Here is a 16,043-nt window from a genome sequence, read left to right as displayed (position 1 = left end):
CGCCGCCTGGGACGAGCTGCTCGCCCGCGTCGGCGCGACGCCGCGCGTGGTCGCGGGCTGAGGCGCGCACGTCAGGCCCCGCGGTCGCCGGCCGTGGCGTCAGGCGCTGCGCGGCGGGGGCGGCGGCGCGGGTGGGCCCAGGTCGTCATCGGGCCCGTCCGGCTCGGCTGCCTCCAGCACCGCGCGGCCGCTCGGCGACAGGTCGTAGGTCCAGTTACCGCGGGCGATCGCGTCGGTCACCCAGCCGCGCTGCTTGACCGCGTCGAGCGCCCGCCGCTCCGGCCGTGACTCGCCGTCGATCACCCAATGGCCGATCGAGTGGATGCGGCCGTCGCGGGCGGCGCGCAGGATGCGCAGCTCCTCGTCGCTCAGCTCCGGTTCCATCCGCTCAACCTACCCGCGCACCCGGCATCACTGCGGGTTTGGGGGTCTCAGCGCCCCGAACCCGCAGTGATGCGCCGGCGAGGGGCGCCAGTCTCGCGCGCTCAGTACGGCAGCAGCGTCGCGTCGACCGCCTCCCATGCGCCGCGCAGCTCCGCCAGCTCGGCCGGCCGCCGCCGCGCGAGGTCGGCCTGTTCGAGCGAGTCGGCGCCGAGGTCGTAGAGATGGTCCGTTCCGTCGGCGCCGCGCAGGTACTTCAGCGACCCGCGCCGCAGCGCCCGCGCGCCGCGCATTCGCCAGAAGAGGTCGCGCTGCGGCGCCGGCCGGCCGCGGAAGAGGTGGTCGACGAGGCTGACGCCGTCGAGCGGCCGAGCTGGATCGGGTCTGGCCCCACCCAGTTCGAGGAAGGTCGCGGTCCAGTCGGTCGTGTGGACCGGCGTGTCGACGACCTCGCGCGACGGCAGCTTCCCCGGCCACGACAGCAGCGTCGGCACGCGGATCCCGCCCTCGTTGAGCGAGCCCTTCGCGCCGCTGAACGGCCATGTGTAGGAGTAGCGCTCGCCGCCGTTGTCGCTGGCGAAGAAGACGACCGTGTCATCGAGCTGCCCGCTGCGGCGCAGCGCCTTGAGCAGCGTGCCGATCGCGTCGTCGAGGTCCTCGACCATCTCGCGGTAGGTCTCCAGCGAGCCGCCGTCGTAGTGGAAGAGGACGTTTCTCTCGCCGGCCGCGATCCGCTGCGTCAGCTCGTCGCTGACCGCTCTGTCGCCCGGCCCCTCCCACGGCCAGTGGGGCGTCGTGAAGTTGAGGTTCAGCAGCCACGGCCGCTCGTGGCGGCCATGCAGGAAGCGCGTCGCGCGCTCGGTCACGATCTGCGTGTAGTAGCGCAGATCTCTGTACTCGACCTCGTCCTCGTAGAGGTCATATGCGCCGTTGTGGTTGATCTTCGAGAAGTAGTCGAGGCCGCCGCTGAAGTTGCCGAAGAAGCTCTCCCACCCCAGTCTCGTCGGGCTGAACCACGGCAGGTATCCGCAGTGCCACTTGCCGATCAGCGCCGTCTCGTAGCCCTGCGCGTGCAGCAGCGAGGCGAGCGTCGGGTGGTCGAGCGGTATCCCGTCGATCTCGTTGGGGGCGGCGATCGGCTCCTTCAGCCCGCCCGCGAGGCGGCCGGGATAGCGGCCGGTGTAGAGGCCGAAGCGGGTCGGCGAGCAGACCGCCGAGGCGGAGTAGCCGTCGGTGAAGCGCAGCCCGGAGGCGGCGAGCCGATCGAGGTTCGGGGTGCGGATTCTCGGCGCCCCGTAGGCCGACAGGTCGGCCCAGCCGAGGTCGTCGGCGAGGATCACGAGCAGGTTCGGGCGCGGCAGCCTGCCGCCGTGGCGGCGCGGGCGGAAGGGCCGTTCGTCGGAGGCGCTGGCAGGGGTCCAGGCCGGCGCCGTGGCGGCCGCGACGCCGGCGCCGGTCGCGCCGGCCAGCTTCACGAACCGCCGGCGCGAGATCTCGGTTTCGCTCATGCCTGGCACATTCCCACGGCGATTCCCTATGAAACCGATCGTCTTTGCTGAGTATCCCTCCCGCGCCGTCCGCGCCTGTTCACCGGAACGCGGCGCTTTACCGTTCCTTCAGCGGCCGCTGTGAGGGTCCCTCCGATGCATGCCGGCCCCACCGCCTTCGCGCTCTCGACGGCGATCGACGCCCTCATCGCGTGCGCGCTGGTCGCCTGGGCGGTGCGCAGACGGCCGCGCCTGCCGGCGCTGATCGCCGGCGTCGCGCTCGCACTGGCGCTCGTCGGGGTGAAGCTGTCGCTGATGGTCGGCGCCGGCCTCGACCGCCCCTTCGGCGTCGCCCACGTGCTGTGGCTCGACGCCGTCGTCGCGGTGCCGGTCGCCGCGCTGCTGCTGGCGCTGCTGGGCTGGCGCGGCGGCGGCTGGCTGCTGCGCGGACTGGTCGTGGTGGGGCTGCTGCTGGCGCCCGTCGGCGCGTACGCGAGCTTCGTCGAGCCGCAGCGACTGGTGGTGGAGCGGGCACAGGTGCCGCTGACACCCGCGCGCGACGGCAGCGACACGGTCCGTGTCGCGGTGCTCGCTGACATCCAGTTCGACCAGCTCGGCGAGCACGAGCGCGAGGCGGTCGCGCGCGTGATGGAGCAGCGACCGGACGTGATCCTGCTGCCCGGCGACTACATCGACGGCTCTCCCGCCGAGCGCACCCGCGAGCTGCCGAAGCTGCGTGCGCTGTTCGCCCAGCTGAGAGCACCCGGCGGCGTCTTCGCCGTGCAGGGCGATCAGGAGACGCCGGAGCAGGCGCGCGCGATCTTCGCCGGCAGCGGGATCCGGCTGCTGGAGAACGAGCTGGCCACGACGCGCGTCGGAGACCGCCGCATCACGATCGCGGGGATCGAGAAGCACTACGTGTCGCCCGACGCTCGCGCCGCCATCAGCGCGCTCGAAGCCCGCGCGGGAGCGCGCGACGTGCGGATCCTGCTCGCCCACCGCCCCGACCCCGTCCTGCGACTGCCGCCGCGCACGCGCATCGACCTCGTCGTCGCCGGCCACACCCACGGCGGCCAGCTCCAGCTTCCCTTCCTCGGCCCGCTCAGAACCGCGAGCGGCGTGCCTCGCGAGGTCGCCGCCGGCGGCCTCCACACGCTCGACGGCCGCCGCATCTACGTCAGCCGCGGCGTCGGCGTCGAGCGCGGTCAGGCACCGAAGCTGCGCCTCGGCGCGCCGCCCGAGGTGTCGTTGCTGGAACTCGGCTGACGCCAGCTCACATACTGTTGACTGTATACTTCTGCTTGTGGAGGCAGAGTCAACGTCATCGCAAGGCCCGGTCGGCGGAGCTTCGGCCGACAGGGCTTCGGTCGGCGGCGCCTCGCTTCCCGGCGCCGTCGTGCGGCGCGGGGACGCGGCCTATGAGCCGCTGCGCCGCGCGAGCGTGTGGGCGCTCAACGTGCCGGCCCGCCGGCCCGACGCGATCGTGCAGGCGACCTCGGTCGACGACGTCGTCGCCGTCGTGCGCCATGCGGCCGCGCGCGACACGACCGTCGCCGTCAAGGGCAGCGGCCACAACTACGCCGCCACCTTCCTGCGCGAGGGCGGGATCATGCTGGACGTCTCTCGACTCGACGGCGCGCGCCTGCTCGACGACGGCGTGACCGCGCAGGTCGGGCCGGGGATCCGCTCCGCCGAGCTGGCGCGGTTCCTGAACGCGCACGGCCGCGCCTTCCCCGGCGGCCACAACGCGACCGTCGGGATCGGCGGCTTCCTGCTCGGCGGCGGGATGGGCTTCAACGGCGCCTCCTGGGGCGAGTTCGCCTGCTTCGAGGTCGAGGCGGTCGACGTCGTCACCGCCGCCGGCGAGCTGCTGACGATCTCCGCGGACGAGCACACCGAGCTCTTCTGGGCCGCCCGCGGCGCCGGCGCCGGCTTCCCCGCCGTCGCGGTCGGCTTCCGCCTGCGCACCTGGCCGCTGCCGGCCGGCATGCACGCGAGCCGCTGGACCTATCCGCTCGATGCGGCGCGGGAGGTCGCGGCGTGGTTGCAGGGCCACGCCGACCGCGGCGGCGAGAACGTCGAGCGGTACGTGGCGTTCGAGGCTGACGAGGCGGGGCTCGACCACCCACCGGTCTGCCACGTCGCCGCGATCGCCTTCGAGCGCGAGCCCGCCGCCGCGCGCGCGGCGCTGGAGGAGCTGGCGGTCTCCGCGCCCGCCGGCGCGCTCAGCGCGCTGGGGCCCGCGCCGATCACCTACGAGCGGCTCTACGCCGGCGGGATCACCGGCGACGTGCTGCGCGTCGTCAACGAGACGATCTGGACCGACGACCCGGTAGACGCCGCCGCCGCGCTCGCCGCGCAGGTCGCGCTCGCGCCCGACCGCCGCACCGTCGCGATGGTCGACTTCCGCCCTGCGCCGCGGCTGCCGCTCGACGGCGCCGCGTCGGTCGCCGCGCGCGGCTTCCTCTCATGGGGCGCGAAGTGGAGCGACTCGGCCCGCGACGCCGAGAACGCCGCCTGGGTCGACGCGACCGACGCCGCGCTCACACCCTGGCGCCGCGGCCGTTACCTCAACGAGAGCGACGTCCTGCGCCATCCCGAGCGGGCGCGCGACTGCTTCTCCCCCGCCGCCTGGGAGCGGATCGCCGCGGTCCGCGCACGGTACGACCCCGACGGCCGCTTCCCGAGCGCCTACTGAGGCGCGGGGCGCGCCGGCGCGGGGCGGGAGAGCGAGCGCCTACTGAGCGACCGTCAGCTCATCCAGCCGCACGTCGGTCACGAGCATGTGCGCCGACAGGTGCGTGATCGCCAAGGACGGCCGCGCCGCCTCCAACGACAGCTGCGGCGTCACCCCGCAGGCCCAGAAGACCGGCACCTCGCCGTCGGCGACGCTGACCTCGCCGATCGCGTCGAGCGGCTCGTCCAGCTCGACCCCGAGCGCCGACGGATCGCCGACGTGCACCGGCGCGCCGTGCAGCTGCGGGTAGCGGCGGCTGACCTCGACCGCCCGGTCGGCGGCGGCGCGTGGAAGCGGCCGCATCGAGACGACCAGCGGCGCCGCGAAGCCGCCGGCCGGGACCGTCTCGCGCTCCGTGCGGTAGATCGCGCCGCCGAAGCCGCGCCGCTCGTAGGCGAGGTCGACGCCGTGACGGCGCAGCGCCTCCTCCAGCGAGAAGGAGCAGCCGAAGGCGAACGCGACGAGGTCGACGTTCCACAGCTCGTCGAGGTGGCTGACGACGCCGGCGGGCCGGCCGTCGCGGAAGACGCGGTAGGCCGGCAGATCGTGACGCAGGTCGATCTCCGCCCCGAGCGACGGCAGCCGTGGATCGCCCGGCCGCGAGCGCGCCAGCACCGGCGCGACCGCCGGGTTGGCCGCGCACCAGGCGCCGAACTCCTCCGCCCACAGCTCCGGCAGCACGATCAGGTTGCACTGCACGCGGCCGGGCGCGACGTCGCGCGTCGGCCCGCTCCACGTGCCGGCGCGCACGGCGCGGCGGTAGGCGGCGAGGTCTCTCACCCCGCCACCTTCGCGGCCGGCTGCATGATCGTCTCGTAGACCCGCGCGCGCAGCGAGACGAACTCCGGCAGCGCCTTGCTCTCGACCTGGTCGCGCGGGCTCGGCAACTCGACGGTGAGGATCTCCTGCACGGTCGAGGGCGGTCGGCTCAGCACGACGACGCGGTCGGACATGTAGACGGCCTCGTCGATGTCGTGCGTGACGAGCACGATCGTGACGCCGAACTGCTCGCGCACGCGCAGCACGAGGTCCTCCAGCTCGGCGCGCGTCTGCGCGTCGACGGAGGCGAACGGCTCGTCCATCAGCAGCACTCTCGGCTGATAGGCAAGCGCCCGCGCGATCGCGACGCGCTGCTGCATGCCGCCCGAGAGCTGCCACGGGTAGTGGTCCTCGAAGCCGGCGAGGCCGACCGCGCCGAGCGCCTCCGCGGCGGCGCGCCCCTTGTCGGCGACCTCCTGCTTGCGCCGCAGCGGCAGCTCGACGTTGCGCCGCACCGACAGCCACGGGAACAGCGAGCGGCTGTAGTCCTGGAAGACGACGGCCAGCTCCGGCGGCGGCGCGGTGACCGGCACGCCGCGCAGCAGCGTCTGCCCGTCGGTCGGCGCCAGCAGCCCGGCGATGCACTTCAGCAGCGTCGTCTTGCCGGCGCCGGAGGGGCCGACGATCCCGACGAACTCGTGCTCCTCGACGGCGAAGTCGAGCCGCTCGATCGCGCGCGTCACCTTCGCGCCCGTCCCGTAGCTCTTCGACAGTCCAACCACTTCAAGCACGTCGATGGTCCCTTTCAGTTCGATCCGTCGCCGCGCACGTTCCAGCGCAGCACGCGCCGCTCGATCACGCCGAAGAGCAGGTTCAGTCCGAAGCCCAGCAGCCCCAGCAGCAGCACGCCGGCCCACATGTCGTCGACGGCGAACTGCTGCTGCGCCTGGAAGACGAAGTAGCCGATCCCGTTCGTGCTCGCGATCATCTCGCTCGTGACGAGCAGCAGGATCGCGATCGAGAGGCTCGTGCGCATGCCGGCGAAGATCCGCGGCGCGACCGCCGGCAGCACGACCATGCGCAGCCGATCGATCCCGCGGATGCCGTAGACGCGCGCGGTCGCGAGCATCGTCGAATCGAGCTCTCTGACGCCGTCGCTGGTGTTCAGCATGATCGGCCAGCAGCAGACGAAGGCGATCACGGCGACCTTCGTGCCGCCGCCGATCCCGAACAGCACGATCGCGGGCGGCAGCAGCGCCGCGGCCGGGATCGAGCGCAGGAAGCTGACGACCGGCGCGGCGATCGCGGCCAGCACCGGCGAGGAGCCGAGCCCGAAGCCGACGACGACGCCGATCACGATCGCGGCGCCGTAGCCGAGCGTCATCCGCACGAGGCTGGGGACGACGTCGCTGCCGACGTGCTCGAACAGCCACGTCGCGCGGAAGGCGTCGAGCACGTCGCCCAGCGGCGCGACCGCGTAGCTCTCGTTCGTGTCGGTGTAGAGCCACAGCAGCGCGACGATCAGCGCGGTCGCGCCGACCTCCAGCGTCAGCCAGCCGAGGCGGCCGCGGCTCAGGTGCATGCGGCTCATCTCTCCGCCCCCACCCGCTGCGACTGGTGCCAGTGCAGGAAACGCTTCTCGAGCCCGCCGAACAGCAGGTGGACGACGATCCCGAGGATCCCGGAGGCGACGATCAGCGCGTACATCTCCTCCGTCTGTCCGACTGACTGCGCCAGCGAGATCGACTTGCCGAGGCCGTCGTTGCCGGCGACCAGCTCGGCCGTGACGGCGACGATCAATGCGATCGCGGAGGCGATCCGCAGGCCGGTCGCGATGTATGGCAGCGCGCTCGGCAGCTGCACGAAGCGGATCCGGTCGGCGCGCGTGAGGCCATACGAGCGCGCCGTCTGCAGCGCGACCTCGTCGACCGCGCGGACGCCGTAGAGCGTCTGCACGAGCATCACCCAGACGCAGCCGAAGGCGACCAGCAGCACGTCGCTCTTCATGCTCGGGCCGAACAGCAGGATCGCGACCGGGATCAGCGCGACGCCGGGGACCGGGCGCAGGAACTCGACGGTCGGCCGCAGCGCGTGCCAGGCGACCTTGCTGGAGCCCATCAGCACGCCGAACCAGACGCCGAGCACGACCGCGATCGCCAGCCCGACGCCGGCGCCGGCGAGCGTGCTGGCGACGGCGTCCCAGAAGGCGCTCGTGCCGGCGAGCGAGAACAGCTCGCCGAGCACGGGAACCGCGCCCGGCAGGTTGTCGCCGTCGACCAGGCCGAGCGTCGGCGCGAGCTGCCAGAGCGTCAGCGCGCAGAGCACGCCGAACGCCCCCAGCAGCAGCGACCCGGAGCGCGTGCGCGGCAGCGCCTCGATCCGCGCCGTCATCGTCAGGAGGCGGGCAGCGGGAACGGCGTGATCATCGATCTGGCGTCGATCGGCTCGCTGATCGCGCCGACGTCGAGCATCATGTCGGCGATCTCCTGGACCTTCGCCTCGTCGGTCGTCTCCTGCCAGATCGGCAGCGTCATTCTGCTCGCGACGGCCTCGGGGATTCTCAGCCCTCTGGTGAGCGCGGCGCGGACGGCGTCGGGGTTGTCGGTCGCGTATCTGAGCGTCTCCGCCCACGCCTCCTGGAACTCGCGGACGGTGTCGGCGTCGTCCTCGACGAACTTCTCGGCGGCGACGATCGCGCCCATCAGCTGCTCGCGCGAAAGCGAGGCGAGCGGCGTGCCGCCGTCGGCCTTCGCCTGCGAGAAGAAGGGCTCGACGACGCCGGCGGCGTCGACGCGGCCGGCCTTCAGCGCGGCCGGGACGTCCGGGAAGGGGATCGCGATGAATCTGACCGAGTCGACGTCGACGCCGGCCTCCTTCAGGACCGAGCGGACCTGCGAGTCGGTGAACGACTTCAGCGTCGGGACGGCGACCGTCTTGCCCTCCAGCTCGGCCAGCGTTCTGACGCCGCCGGGCTTGGCGATGATCCCCTGGTAGTCGTCCTCGGGGGTCGAGCCGCCGTGGTCGACCGGGGCGATCCCGGTCAGCGGCAGGCCCTGCTCGCGCGCGGTCACGAGCGTGCCCCAGGTGTTGGCGCCGAGCTGCAGCTGGTTCTTGAGGATCCGCGGGAAGACGGTCGGCGCGAGGCCGCCGACCTCGATCTGGAGGTCGATCCCGTGTCTTCTGAAGATCCCCTGCTCGAGGCCGACGAAGACCGGCGCGAAGGTCGCCGCCGGGACGACGCCCATCTTGACGGCGGTGAGGTCGCCGCCGCCGTCGGTCGTCGCGGCTGCGCCGCCGCCGGAGGCGGTCGTCGAATCGTCGGAGTCCGACGATCCGCAGGCCGCCAGTGCGAGCGCCGCGAACAGAGCAGCGACGAGAGCGAGCGCACGTGCGAAGCGCGCGCTGCGAGACGACCGACCGACCATTGAGACCTCCCTGAAACGAATGCGACGGGCGCGGCCTACTGTATACAGAAGTCTCGTCGTGTTCAACACGTTGCGCGCCCCCATCGCCCGCGCAGAGACCGAAAAACAAATGTCTACAGAATTCTTGGCGCGCTGAAGCTTCCCGCGTTGCTGCCGATCGTACGTGGCAGAACACCAGCGAAAGGGAACTCGGTGAAGTTCAACGTACGGACCAAGCTGCTCGGCGCCTTCCTGGCGCTCGTGGCGCTGATGGGGGTGGTCGGCGCCGTCGCGATCTCGCGCCTCGCAGAGGTCGACGAGGTGACCAAGGAGATCGGCGGCGAGCGGCTCGAGACGCTCGTGATCGTCTACGGGCTCGACGGCATGCTGAAGGACTTCCGCGAGGACCAGCTGACGCTCGCGGCGACCCCGCCCGGGCAGGCGCGCACCGAGCTGACGAGAAGAATCGAGGAGAGCGCCGGGATGATCACCGGGATCCTCCACACCGGCGCGACCGAAGGCAGCGACGAGAGAGACAAGGCCAACGCCGCCAGACTCGGCGAGGCCTTCCAGGCCTACCTCGCGGCGACGAGACCGCTGGCCGCGCAGCTCGCCGCCGGCGACAGCGCGGCGGTCAACGCGACGCTCGCCGGGCCGCAGACGGTCGCTGCCTCCGCGGCGGTGCGCGAGGCGACGCAGCCGGTGCTCAGACACCAGCAGACGCTCGCCAACGGCGAGGTCAGACGCTCCAGCGACTCGGTCGAGCAGACGCGCGTGATCGTGCTGGCGCTGCTCGGCGCCGTCGCGCTGATCGCGATCGGCCTCGCGCTGTGGCTCTCGCGCGGGATCGCCGGCGGCGTCCGTCAGCTGCGCGACGCGGCGCGCGGGATCGCGCTCGGCGACGTCGCGCAGACGGTCGAGATCAGATCGCGCGACGAGCTCGGCGAGACGGCCGACGCCTTCCAGGAGATGGTCGCCTACCTGGAGCAGAGTGCGGCCGCCGCGCGCGCGATCGCCGCCGGCGACCTCGCCGTCGACGTGCGGCCGAAGTCCGACAGAGACGCGCTCGGCCACGCCTTCGCCGAGATGGGCGGCACGCTGCGCGAGGCGCTCGGCGACGACTCCAGCCTCGATGCGCTCGTAGAGCGGATGGCGCTGCTGAGCGACCACGACCTCGCCGGCCTGGAGCGGGCGCTGGCCGCGGTCGCCGCGGGCGACCTGACGGTCGCGGCCGCGACGACGACGCAGCCGATAGCGGCGCCGGAGGGCCGCGAGCTGGGGCGCCTCGGCGAGATCTTCAACGACATGCTCGCGCGGCTGGACGCGTCGGTCGCGGGCTACGACGAGATGCGCGCGAAGGTCGCGGCGATGCTCGGCCGGATCGCGCAGGAGACGCAGGCGGTCGCGGCCGCCTCGCAGCAGATGGCGACGACGTCGGAGGAGACCGGCCGCGCGATCGGCGAGATCGCGGCGGCCGTCGGCGAGGTCGCCGCCGGCGCCGAGCGGCAGGTGCGGACCGTCGGCGAGGCCCGTCGCCTGACCGACGACGTGGTCGCCGCGACCGGCAGCTCGACCGACAGCGCCGAGGAGGCCGCGCGCGTCGCCGAGCAGGCGCGCGCCGTCGCCGAGCAGGGCGCGGAGACGGTCGCGGAGGCGACGACGGCGATGGACTCCGTCCGCTCCTCCTCGGCCGACGTGACCGAGACGATCCGCACGCTCGGTGAGAAGTCGGGCGAGATCGGCGGCATCGTCGACACCATCACTGGGATCGCCGAGCAGACGAACCTGCTCGCGTTGAACGCCGCGATCGAGGCGGCGCGCGCCGGCGAGCAGGGGCGCGGCTTCGCGGTCGTCGCCGAGGAGGTCCGCAAGCTCGCGGAGGAGTCGCAGCAGGCGGCCCGCTCGATCTCGACGCTGATCGACGAGATCCAGCGCGAGACCGGTCGGGCGGTGGCGGTCGTCGAGACCGGCGCGCGGCAGACCGAGGCCGGCGCGACGACCGTCGAGCAGGCGCGCGCGTCGTTCCTGGAGATCGCCGCGGCGGTCGAGGGGATGACCGAGCGCGTCGGCGAGATCGCCGGCGCCGTCGGGGACATCTCGACGCGCGCGACGCGGATGCAGTCGAGCATGGCCGACGTGATCACGGTCGCCGAGCAGTCATCGGCATCGACCGAGCAGGTCTCCGCCTCGACGCAGCAGACGAGCGCCTCGACGCAGGAGATCGCCGCGTCCGCCCAGGAGCTGGCGAAGACCGCCGACGAGCTGCAGCGGCTCGTCGGGCAGTTCCGGTTGTAGTCGGCTGGCGGTCGGCAGCTCAGCGGACGATCGTGAACGTGATCGCCGCTGACGCCGACCGCCTGCCGTCGGCGAGCGCGGTGACGAGCAGCCGGTAGCGCCCCGGCGCGAGCGTGCGGCGGCCGAGACGGCCGCGGAAGGCGTACGCGTTGGCGCCGGCTCTGCCCGCGACGGTCAGCGTGCCCCTGCCGGCGCGGCGACCGGAGACGATCTGCGTGAACTCCAACCGCACGCTCGCCGCCCGGTCGAGCCGGTAGCGGAAGGTCGTGCCGACGGGCAGGCGCGGCCTGCGACGGACGGCGCGGGTGCGCCAGCGCGCGTTGGTCTGCTGCAACCTGGAGAGGGCGGGCGCGGTCGCGACGGGACCTGGACCCGGTCGAGGACCGGGGCCGGGATCGGGCGGGACGATCCCGCCCGGCGGGAGCGGGTCGGGACCTCTCGGCGGCGGTGGCGGTGGCGGCGGCGCGACCTCGCTGCTCTCCGTGTAGGAGATCGGCGCCGAGCAGTCGGAGGCGCGCGGCACCAGGTCGGTCGCGCGCACGGAGAACTGGCTGACGGTGCCCTTCCCGACCGTGACGGCGATCCCCGGCCCCGCGAGCTGGGCGGCGGTGCCGCCGGCGACCGGCGCGCCGGCGCAGGTCGCGTTGGCGTAGACGTCGACGCTCGTCCCGCGCTGGGCCGAGCCGATCAACCGCGGCGCGGTGTTCGCGGCGGGCGACGGCGGGCTGGTGACGCCGAGCGTCGGTGCCGGCGGCGGGACGGCGTCGAAGAGGTCGACCGCCGCGGCGGCGTCGAGGCGGCCGCCGGAGGTCGTTCTGCCCGCCAGCGTGGGAAGGCGATCGACGCTGCCGAGCAGCCCTCGCCGCACGTCGGTCACGCTGGCGGTCGGCCGCAGCGAGAACAGCAGCGCGGCGGCGCCGGTCACGTGCGGGGTCGCCATCGAGGTGCCGTCGAGGAAGGCGTAGCCGGCTGCCTCGCCGACCGGCGCCGTGCAGGTCAGTCCGACGTCGTCGATCCAGACGCCGTCACCGGGGCCGGGCGCGGGGCCGGCCGTGTAGCGGAAGTACAGCTCGACCTCGCCGCCTCCGCTCAGCGCGTCGGCGAGCGAGAGCGAGAAGCGCCCGGAGGATCTCCCCGAGGTGCCCAGCACCGGCTCCCCGTCGAGGCGGACCTCGTACCAGAAGCCGCCCCCGCCGAGCGCGAGCGAGCGGGTCTGCTCCAGCGCGCACTCGCCGTACCCGGCAGGCATCGTGAACGGCGCGGAGGTCGAGGCCCGGATCGCGCCGCGCGCCGGGACGGCGCCGGGCGAGTCGCTGATCCCGAAGGAGGTCAGCGGCGGCTCGTCGGTGCGGGCGAAGCCGCCGTCAGCCCCGCTGTCGCTCCATTCGAGCGCGAAGTCGTCGACCTCGAAGTCCTCGTCGATCAGCTGGCGGACGGGGAAGGTGCTGAGGATCTCCGTCCCCGGCGCGCCGAGGTCGACCGATGTCGTCCCCCAGTTCGAGAAGCCGGCCAGCCGGTCGGCCTGGTCGGTCGCGGCGACGCAGATCACGTTGTCGACGGCGCTTCTGCCGCCGGCGAGCGGGGCGACGTTGCAGGGGTAGTGCGGCACCGCCTCGTTGTCTCTGCCGTCGTTGCCGGCCGAGATCACGAACAGCGTCTGCGGATTGGCCGCGATCGCGTTGGCGATCGCGGCGTTCTCGACCGGGCCGCCGAGTGAGATGTTCGCCACGCGCGCGCCCGCGGCGCCGGCGTAGTTGATCGCCTCGACCTCGGCCGAGTGCGGACAGACGTCGTCGGAGCAGACCCGCAGCGGCATGATGCTGACGTCCTGGGCGACCCCGGTGATGCCGACGCCGTCGTTCCCCCGCGCGCCGATCGTCCCCGCGGTGTGGACGCCGTGGCCGCCGTAGAGCAGATCGTCATCGGTCGGGTCACCGTCGGTGACGGGCGCGCCGGGATCGACCCCGACGAAGTCGGCGCCGTGGACGTCGTCGACGATCCCGTTGCCGTCGTCGTCGGCGCCGTCGAGCGTCTCGCCGGGGTTGGTCCAGGCGACGCCGGCCAGGTCCGGGTGCTCGAAGCGGTAGCCGGAGTCGATCACCGCGACGACCGTGCTCGGGGTGCCGACGACCCGGTCCCAGGCGCTGCTCGCGTCGATGTCGGCACCCGCCACGGCGCCGGAGAAGCCGCCGACGCCGAGGCCGCTGTTGCGCAGCCCCCAGAGGCGGCCGAGCAGCGGGTCGTTCGGGAGCGCGTCGGGCCTGTCGTAGCCGTCGCGCTCGGCGACGACGACAGCCGGGTCCGCCTCCAACTCGCGGACCGCCTGCCGCGGCGTCTGTCCCCGCTCGGTCTCGACGAGCTGGAAGCGGCGGCTGCCGAGATCGCCGACGAGGTCGACGCCGGCATCCGCACGGGCCGCGCGACGCTCCGCCGCGCTCGCCCCCGCGGCCCACTGGACGATCACGCGATCCAGCGAGAAGACGGCGGCCGGGGTCGGCGGGGCGCTGCCGCCGACCCGCTGCTCCCGCGCTTCAGCGGTGACGGGTGAGGCGGCCGCGAGCGCGGCAAGCGTCGCAGCGGTCAGTGCCGCGGCACGACATCCGCTCCAGTGCGCCATATTCCGTCACGATCACAGACCGGACTGGCGACCGCAAGGCGGAGCCGTTGCCGCTCAGCCGAGCGTCTGCTCGGCATAGGCCCGCAGCATCGAGCGGCCCTCGCGCAGCAGCGTGGGGTCGCCGTCGGGGTCGATGCGGAAGGCCTCGCGCAGGATCCCGTCGCCGACGAGCACGATCATCCGCGCGGCGGTGTCGAGCTGCTGCCGTGACGCGCCGGGCCAGTGGGCCTTCAGCACGCGCCGCAGCGACGCGCCGACCTCGTCGCGCACCGGCCGCGTCGCCTCGCGCAGGCGCTCGGTGCGCAGCTCGCTGTACCAGAGCGCGCGGAAGGCCGGCTGGCCGCGGAAGCCGGCGGCGAGCGTGTCGATGACCGCCGCCAGCGGGTCGTCGGAGGGAGCCTGCTCCTCCGCCTCGGCGGAGGCGGCGACGAGGTCGCCGAAGCGCTGCCAGTGACGCAGCGCGATCGCCTCGACGATCGCCTCCTTGTCGGCGAAGTACGAGTAGACGGAGCCGACGGCGACGCCGGCCTGCTCGGCGATCCGCGTCGTCGTCAGCGTCGCGGCGGCCGCGCCCGTGGCGGTGGCCGCGCCGTCGCCGGCGCCGGCCAGCAGCGCGTCGGCGGCGTCGAGGATCCGCTCGTGCTTCTGGCGCGAGCGCTGCTGACGGGGCACGCGGCGGGGAGTTTCGGCCTCAGACTTGAACATGAAGTCGCGTTCATGTTACGTTCGGCGCAGCTGTGATGCAACTTGCCGCCGAGATCACCGTCGCCCGCGCTGAGGTCGCCGACGCCGCCCGTCGCCTCGCCGCCGCCGGCCTCGTCGCCGGCACCGCCGGCAACGTCAGCGCGCGCCGCGGCGACGCCGTCGCGATCACGCCGACCGGCGCGCGGCTGGAGGACGTCACGCCGGCCGACGTGACCGTCGTCTCCGCGCACGACGGCAGGCCGCTCGCCGGCGTGCTCGCCCCCACCTCCGAGCTCGACCTCCACCTCGGCGTCTACGCCGCGCACGGCGCCGGCGCCGTCGTCCACACGCACGCGCCGGTCGCGACCGCGCTCGCCTGCGTGCTCGACGAGCTGCCGTGCATCCACTACGAGATGCTGCTGCTTGGCGGCCCGGTCCGCGTCGCGCCGTACGCGACCTTCGGCACGCCGCAGCTGGCCGCCTCCGCGGTCGCGGCGCTGGAGGGGCGGACCGCGGCGCTGCTGGCCAACCACGGCACGATCGCGTTCGGCGCCGACGTCGAGGGCGCCGTGCGCGCGACCGAGCTGCTCGAATGGGCGGCGACGGTCTACTGGCGGGCGGCGCAGCTCGGCACGCCGCGCGTGCTCGACGAGGCGGCGCGCCGCGCGGTCGTCGAAGCCGCGATCGCCCGCGGCTACGGCGCCCCGCGCAAGATCACCGAAGAGGAGCGCAGCAGATGAGCGAGCAGATCGTCGTCGCGATGGGCGTCCACGTGCTGGACGTCCTCGTCCGCCCCGTCACGGAGATCCCCGCGGGGCAGGGCGGGGCGCTCGTCGAGCAGATCAAGATGACCGCGGCCGGGTCGGCGGGCGGCACGGCGCTCGTCCTCAGCCGGCTCGGCGCGACGGTCCGCAGCGCCGGCGCGATTGGCACCGACGCCCTCGGCGACGCGCTGCTGGCGCTGCTCGCGCGCGACGGCGTCGACACGACGCACCTGCTGCGCCGCGACGAGGCGCAGACCTCCGCGAGCGTGCTGCCGATCCGCCCCGACGGCTCGCGGCCGGCCTTCCACGTCGTCGGCGCGAACGCGACCTACACGCCGGAGGACGTGACGGACGCGCTGCTCGACGGCGTCACCCACGTCCACCTCGGCGGGCCCGAGTTCCTCGGCGGCGAGAAGGCGGCGGAGATCCTCGCGCGCGCGAAGGAGCGCGGCATCACGACCTCGGCCGACGTGCTCGCGCCCGGCGACGTGGGCGTGCTGGAGTGGATCGCCGGCGCGCTGCCGCAGCTCGACTACTTCCTCCCCAACGACGAGCAGGTGCTGGGCTTCACCGGCGCCGACGACCTCGAGGCGGGATGCCGCGCGCTGGTCGAGCGCGGCGTCGGCTGCGTCGCGGCGACGCGCGGCGGCGACGGCGCGCTGCTCGTCAACGCCGACGGGACGCTCGCCGTGCCAGCGACCACCGTCGAGGTCGTCGACACGACCGGCTGCGGCGACGCCTTCTCGGCCGGCTTCCTGCGCGGGCTGGGGTTGGGACGCAGCCGCGAGGAGGCGGCGCGGCTGGGCTGCGCGGTCGCCGGGATCGTCGCCGGCGGGCTCGGCTCCGACCACGGCGTCTACGACCTCGAGACAGCCGACGCGGTCCCGGCCAACTGGCCGCCGCCTGGGCGCTAGG

At 73.7% G+C, this 16,043-nt stretch carries 14 protein-coding genes; 5 read left to right on the top strand and 9 right to left on the bottom strand.

From position 1 onward, the window contains the following. Nucleotides 1–99: 99 nt before the first annotated feature. Together R7226_RS21360 and R7226_RS21355 are read right to left on the bottom strand one after the other, a co-directional pair. Nucleotides 100–384 carry a hypothetical protein gene (locus R7226_RS21360; RefSeq protein ID WP_318599344.1) on the bottom strand — a complete coding sequence of 95 codons (285 nt, stop codon included), beginning with the start codon at nt 382–384 and terminating at the stop codon, nt 100–102. A gap of 101 nt (nt 385–485) precedes the next feature. Beyond that, nucleotides 486–1,889, bottom strand: a complete 1,404-nt coding sequence (locus R7226_RS21355; RefSeq protein ID WP_318599343.1) for a sulfatase family protein — start codon at nt 1,887–1,889, stop codon at nt 486–488. Nucleotides 1,890–2,024: 135 nt separating this feature from the next. Between R7226_RS21355 and R7226_RS21350 the strand changes: the two genes are divergently transcribed. Both R7226_RS21350 and R7226_RS21345 read left to right on the top strand, forming a co-directional pair. Then, nucleotides 2,025–3,134 (top strand): metallophosphoesterase, encoded by a 1,110-nt coding sequence (locus R7226_RS21350; RefSeq protein WP_318599342.1) that lies wholly within the window; start codon nt 2,025–2,027, stop codon nt 3,132–3,134. A 37-nt stretch (nt 3,135–3,171) separates the two neighbouring features. Further along, entirely contained in the window at nt 3,172–4,566 is a 1,395-nt protein-coding gene (locus R7226_RS21345; protein WP_318599341.1) for an FAD-binding protein, read from the top strand. A 39-nt stretch (nt 4,567–4,605) separates the two neighbouring features. Here the strand turns inward: R7226_RS21345 and R7226_RS21340 are convergent, their stop codons facing one another. Genes R7226_RS21340 through R7226_RS21320 form a run of 5 tightly spaced genes read right to left on the bottom strand, consistent with a single transcriptional unit; the run spans nt 4,606 to nt 8,789 of the window. After that, nucleotides 4,606–5,385 (bottom strand): D-glutamate cyclase family protein, encoded by a 780-nt coding sequence (locus tag R7226_RS21340; protein WP_318599340.1) that lies wholly within the window; start codon nt 5,383–5,385, stop codon nt 4,606–4,608. After that, on the bottom strand, nt 5,382–6,155 hold the full coding sequence (locus R7226_RS21335; RefSeq protein ID WP_318599339.1) for an ABC transporter ATP-binding protein: 774 nt from the start codon (nt 6,153–6,155) through the stop codon (nt 5,382–5,384). The genes R7226_RS21340 and R7226_RS21335 overlap by 4 nt, the downstream gene beginning before the upstream one ends. Before the next feature lie 14 nt (nt 6,156–6,169). After that, nucleotides 6,170–6,946: an ABC transporter permease gene (locus R7226_RS21330; RefSeq protein ID WP_318599338.1), complete on the bottom strand. Its 777-nt coding sequence runs from the start codon at nt 6,944–6,946 to the stop codon at nt 6,170–6,172. Nucleotides 6,947–6,951: 5 nt separating this feature from the next. After that, complete coding sequence (locus tag R7226_RS21325; protein ID WP_318599337.1) at nt 6,952–7,755, bottom strand: ABC transporter permease; 804 nt, start codon at nt 7,753–7,755, stop codon at nt 6,952–6,954. A gap of 2 nt (nt 7,756–7,757) precedes the next feature. After that, entirely contained in the window at nt 7,758–8,789 is a 1,032-nt protein-coding gene (locus tag R7226_RS21320; protein WP_318599336.1) for an ABC transporter substrate-binding protein, read from the bottom strand. Nucleotides 8,790–8,981: 192 nt separating this feature from the next. On the opposite strand from R7226_RS21320, the gene R7226_RS21315 reads away from it, so the two are divergent. After that, nucleotides 8,982–11,063, top strand: coding sequence for a HAMP domain-containing methyl-accepting chemotaxis protein (locus R7226_RS21315; RefSeq protein WP_318599335.1), 2,082 nt, complete (start codon nt 8,982–8,984; stop codon nt 11,061–11,063). Between the two features lie 19 nt (nt 11,064–11,082). On the opposite strand, the gene R7226_RS21310 is transcribed toward R7226_RS21315, so the two are convergent. Together R7226_RS21310 and R7226_RS21305 are read right to left on the bottom strand one after the other, a co-directional pair. After that, the gene (locus R7226_RS21310; protein WP_318599334.1) at nt 11,083–13,680 is read right to left on the bottom strand and encodes a S8 family serine peptidase; all 2,598 of its coding nucleotides are present in this window, start codon (nt 13,678–13,680) and stop codon (nt 11,083–11,085) included. A 54-nt stretch (nt 13,681–13,734) separates the two neighbouring features. After that, entirely contained in the window at nt 13,735–14,352 is a 618-nt protein-coding gene (locus R7226_RS21305) for a TetR/AcrR family transcriptional regulator (RefSeq protein WP_318599333.1), read from the bottom strand. A 68-nt stretch (nt 14,353–14,420) separates the two neighbouring features. Here R7226_RS21305 and R7226_RS21300 point away from each other — a divergent pair, with 68 nt between their 5' ends. Continuing rightward, nucleotides 14,421–15,104, top strand: a complete 684-nt coding sequence (locus tag R7226_RS21300) for a class II aldolase/adducin family protein (protein ID WP_318599332.1) — start codon at nt 14,421–14,423, stop codon at nt 15,102–15,104. Continuing rightward, the gene (locus R7226_RS21295) at nt 15,101–16,042 is read left to right on the top strand and encodes a carbohydrate kinase family protein (protein WP_318599331.1); all 942 of its coding nucleotides are present in this window, start codon (nt 15,101–15,103) and stop codon (nt 16,040–16,042) included. The genes R7226_RS21300 and R7226_RS21295 overlap by 4 nt, the downstream gene beginning before the upstream one ends. The last annotated feature ends 1 nt before the right edge of the window (nt 16,043 follow it).

Source organism: Conexibacter stalactiti, assembly GCF_033542075.1.
Lineage (GTDB): Bacteria > Actinomycetota > Thermoleophilia > Solirubrobacterales > Solirubrobacteraceae > Conexibacter > Conexibacter stalactiti.
This window is presented reverse-complemented; position numbering and strand designations above follow the sequence as displayed.

Excerpts from the sequence above, each read along its gene's own strand:
- R7226_RS21360 (WP_318599344.1), bottom strand. The coding sequence starts at position 384 with ATGGAACCGGAGCTGAGCGACGAGGAGCTGCGCATCCTGCGCGCCGCC.
- R7226_RS21355 (WP_318599343.1), bottom strand. The coding sequence starts at position 1,889 with ATGAGCGAAACCGAGATCTCGCGCCGGCGGTTCGTGAAGCTGGCCGGC.
- R7226_RS21350 (WP_318599342.1), top strand. The coding sequence starts at position 2,025 with ATGCATGCCGGCCCCACCGCCTTCGCGCTCTCGACGGCGATCGACGCC.
- R7226_RS21330 (WP_318599338.1), bottom strand. The coding sequence starts at position 6,946 with ATGCACCTGAGCCGCGGCCGCCTCGGCTGGCTGACGCTGGAGGTCGGC.
- R7226_RS21325 (WP_318599337.1), bottom strand. The coding sequence starts at position 7,755 with ATGACGGCGCGGATCGAGGCGCTGCCGCGCACGCGCTCCGGGTCGCTG.
- R7226_RS21320 (WP_318599336.1), bottom strand. The coding sequence starts at position 8,789 with ATGGTCGGTCGGTCGTCTCGCAGCGCGCGCTTCGCACGTGCGCTCGCT.
- R7226_RS21310 (WP_318599334.1), bottom strand. The coding sequence starts at position 13,680 with ATGGCGCACTGGAGCGGATGTCGTGCCGCGGCACTGACCGCTGCGACG.
- R7226_RS21300 (WP_318599332.1), top strand. The coding sequence starts at position 14,421 with ATGCAACTTGCCGCCGAGATCACCGTCGCCCGCGCTGAGGTCGCCGAC.
- R7226_RS21295 (WP_318599331.1), top strand. The coding sequence starts at position 15,101 with ATGAGCGAGCAGATCGTCGTCGCGATGGGCGTCCACGTGCTGGACGTC.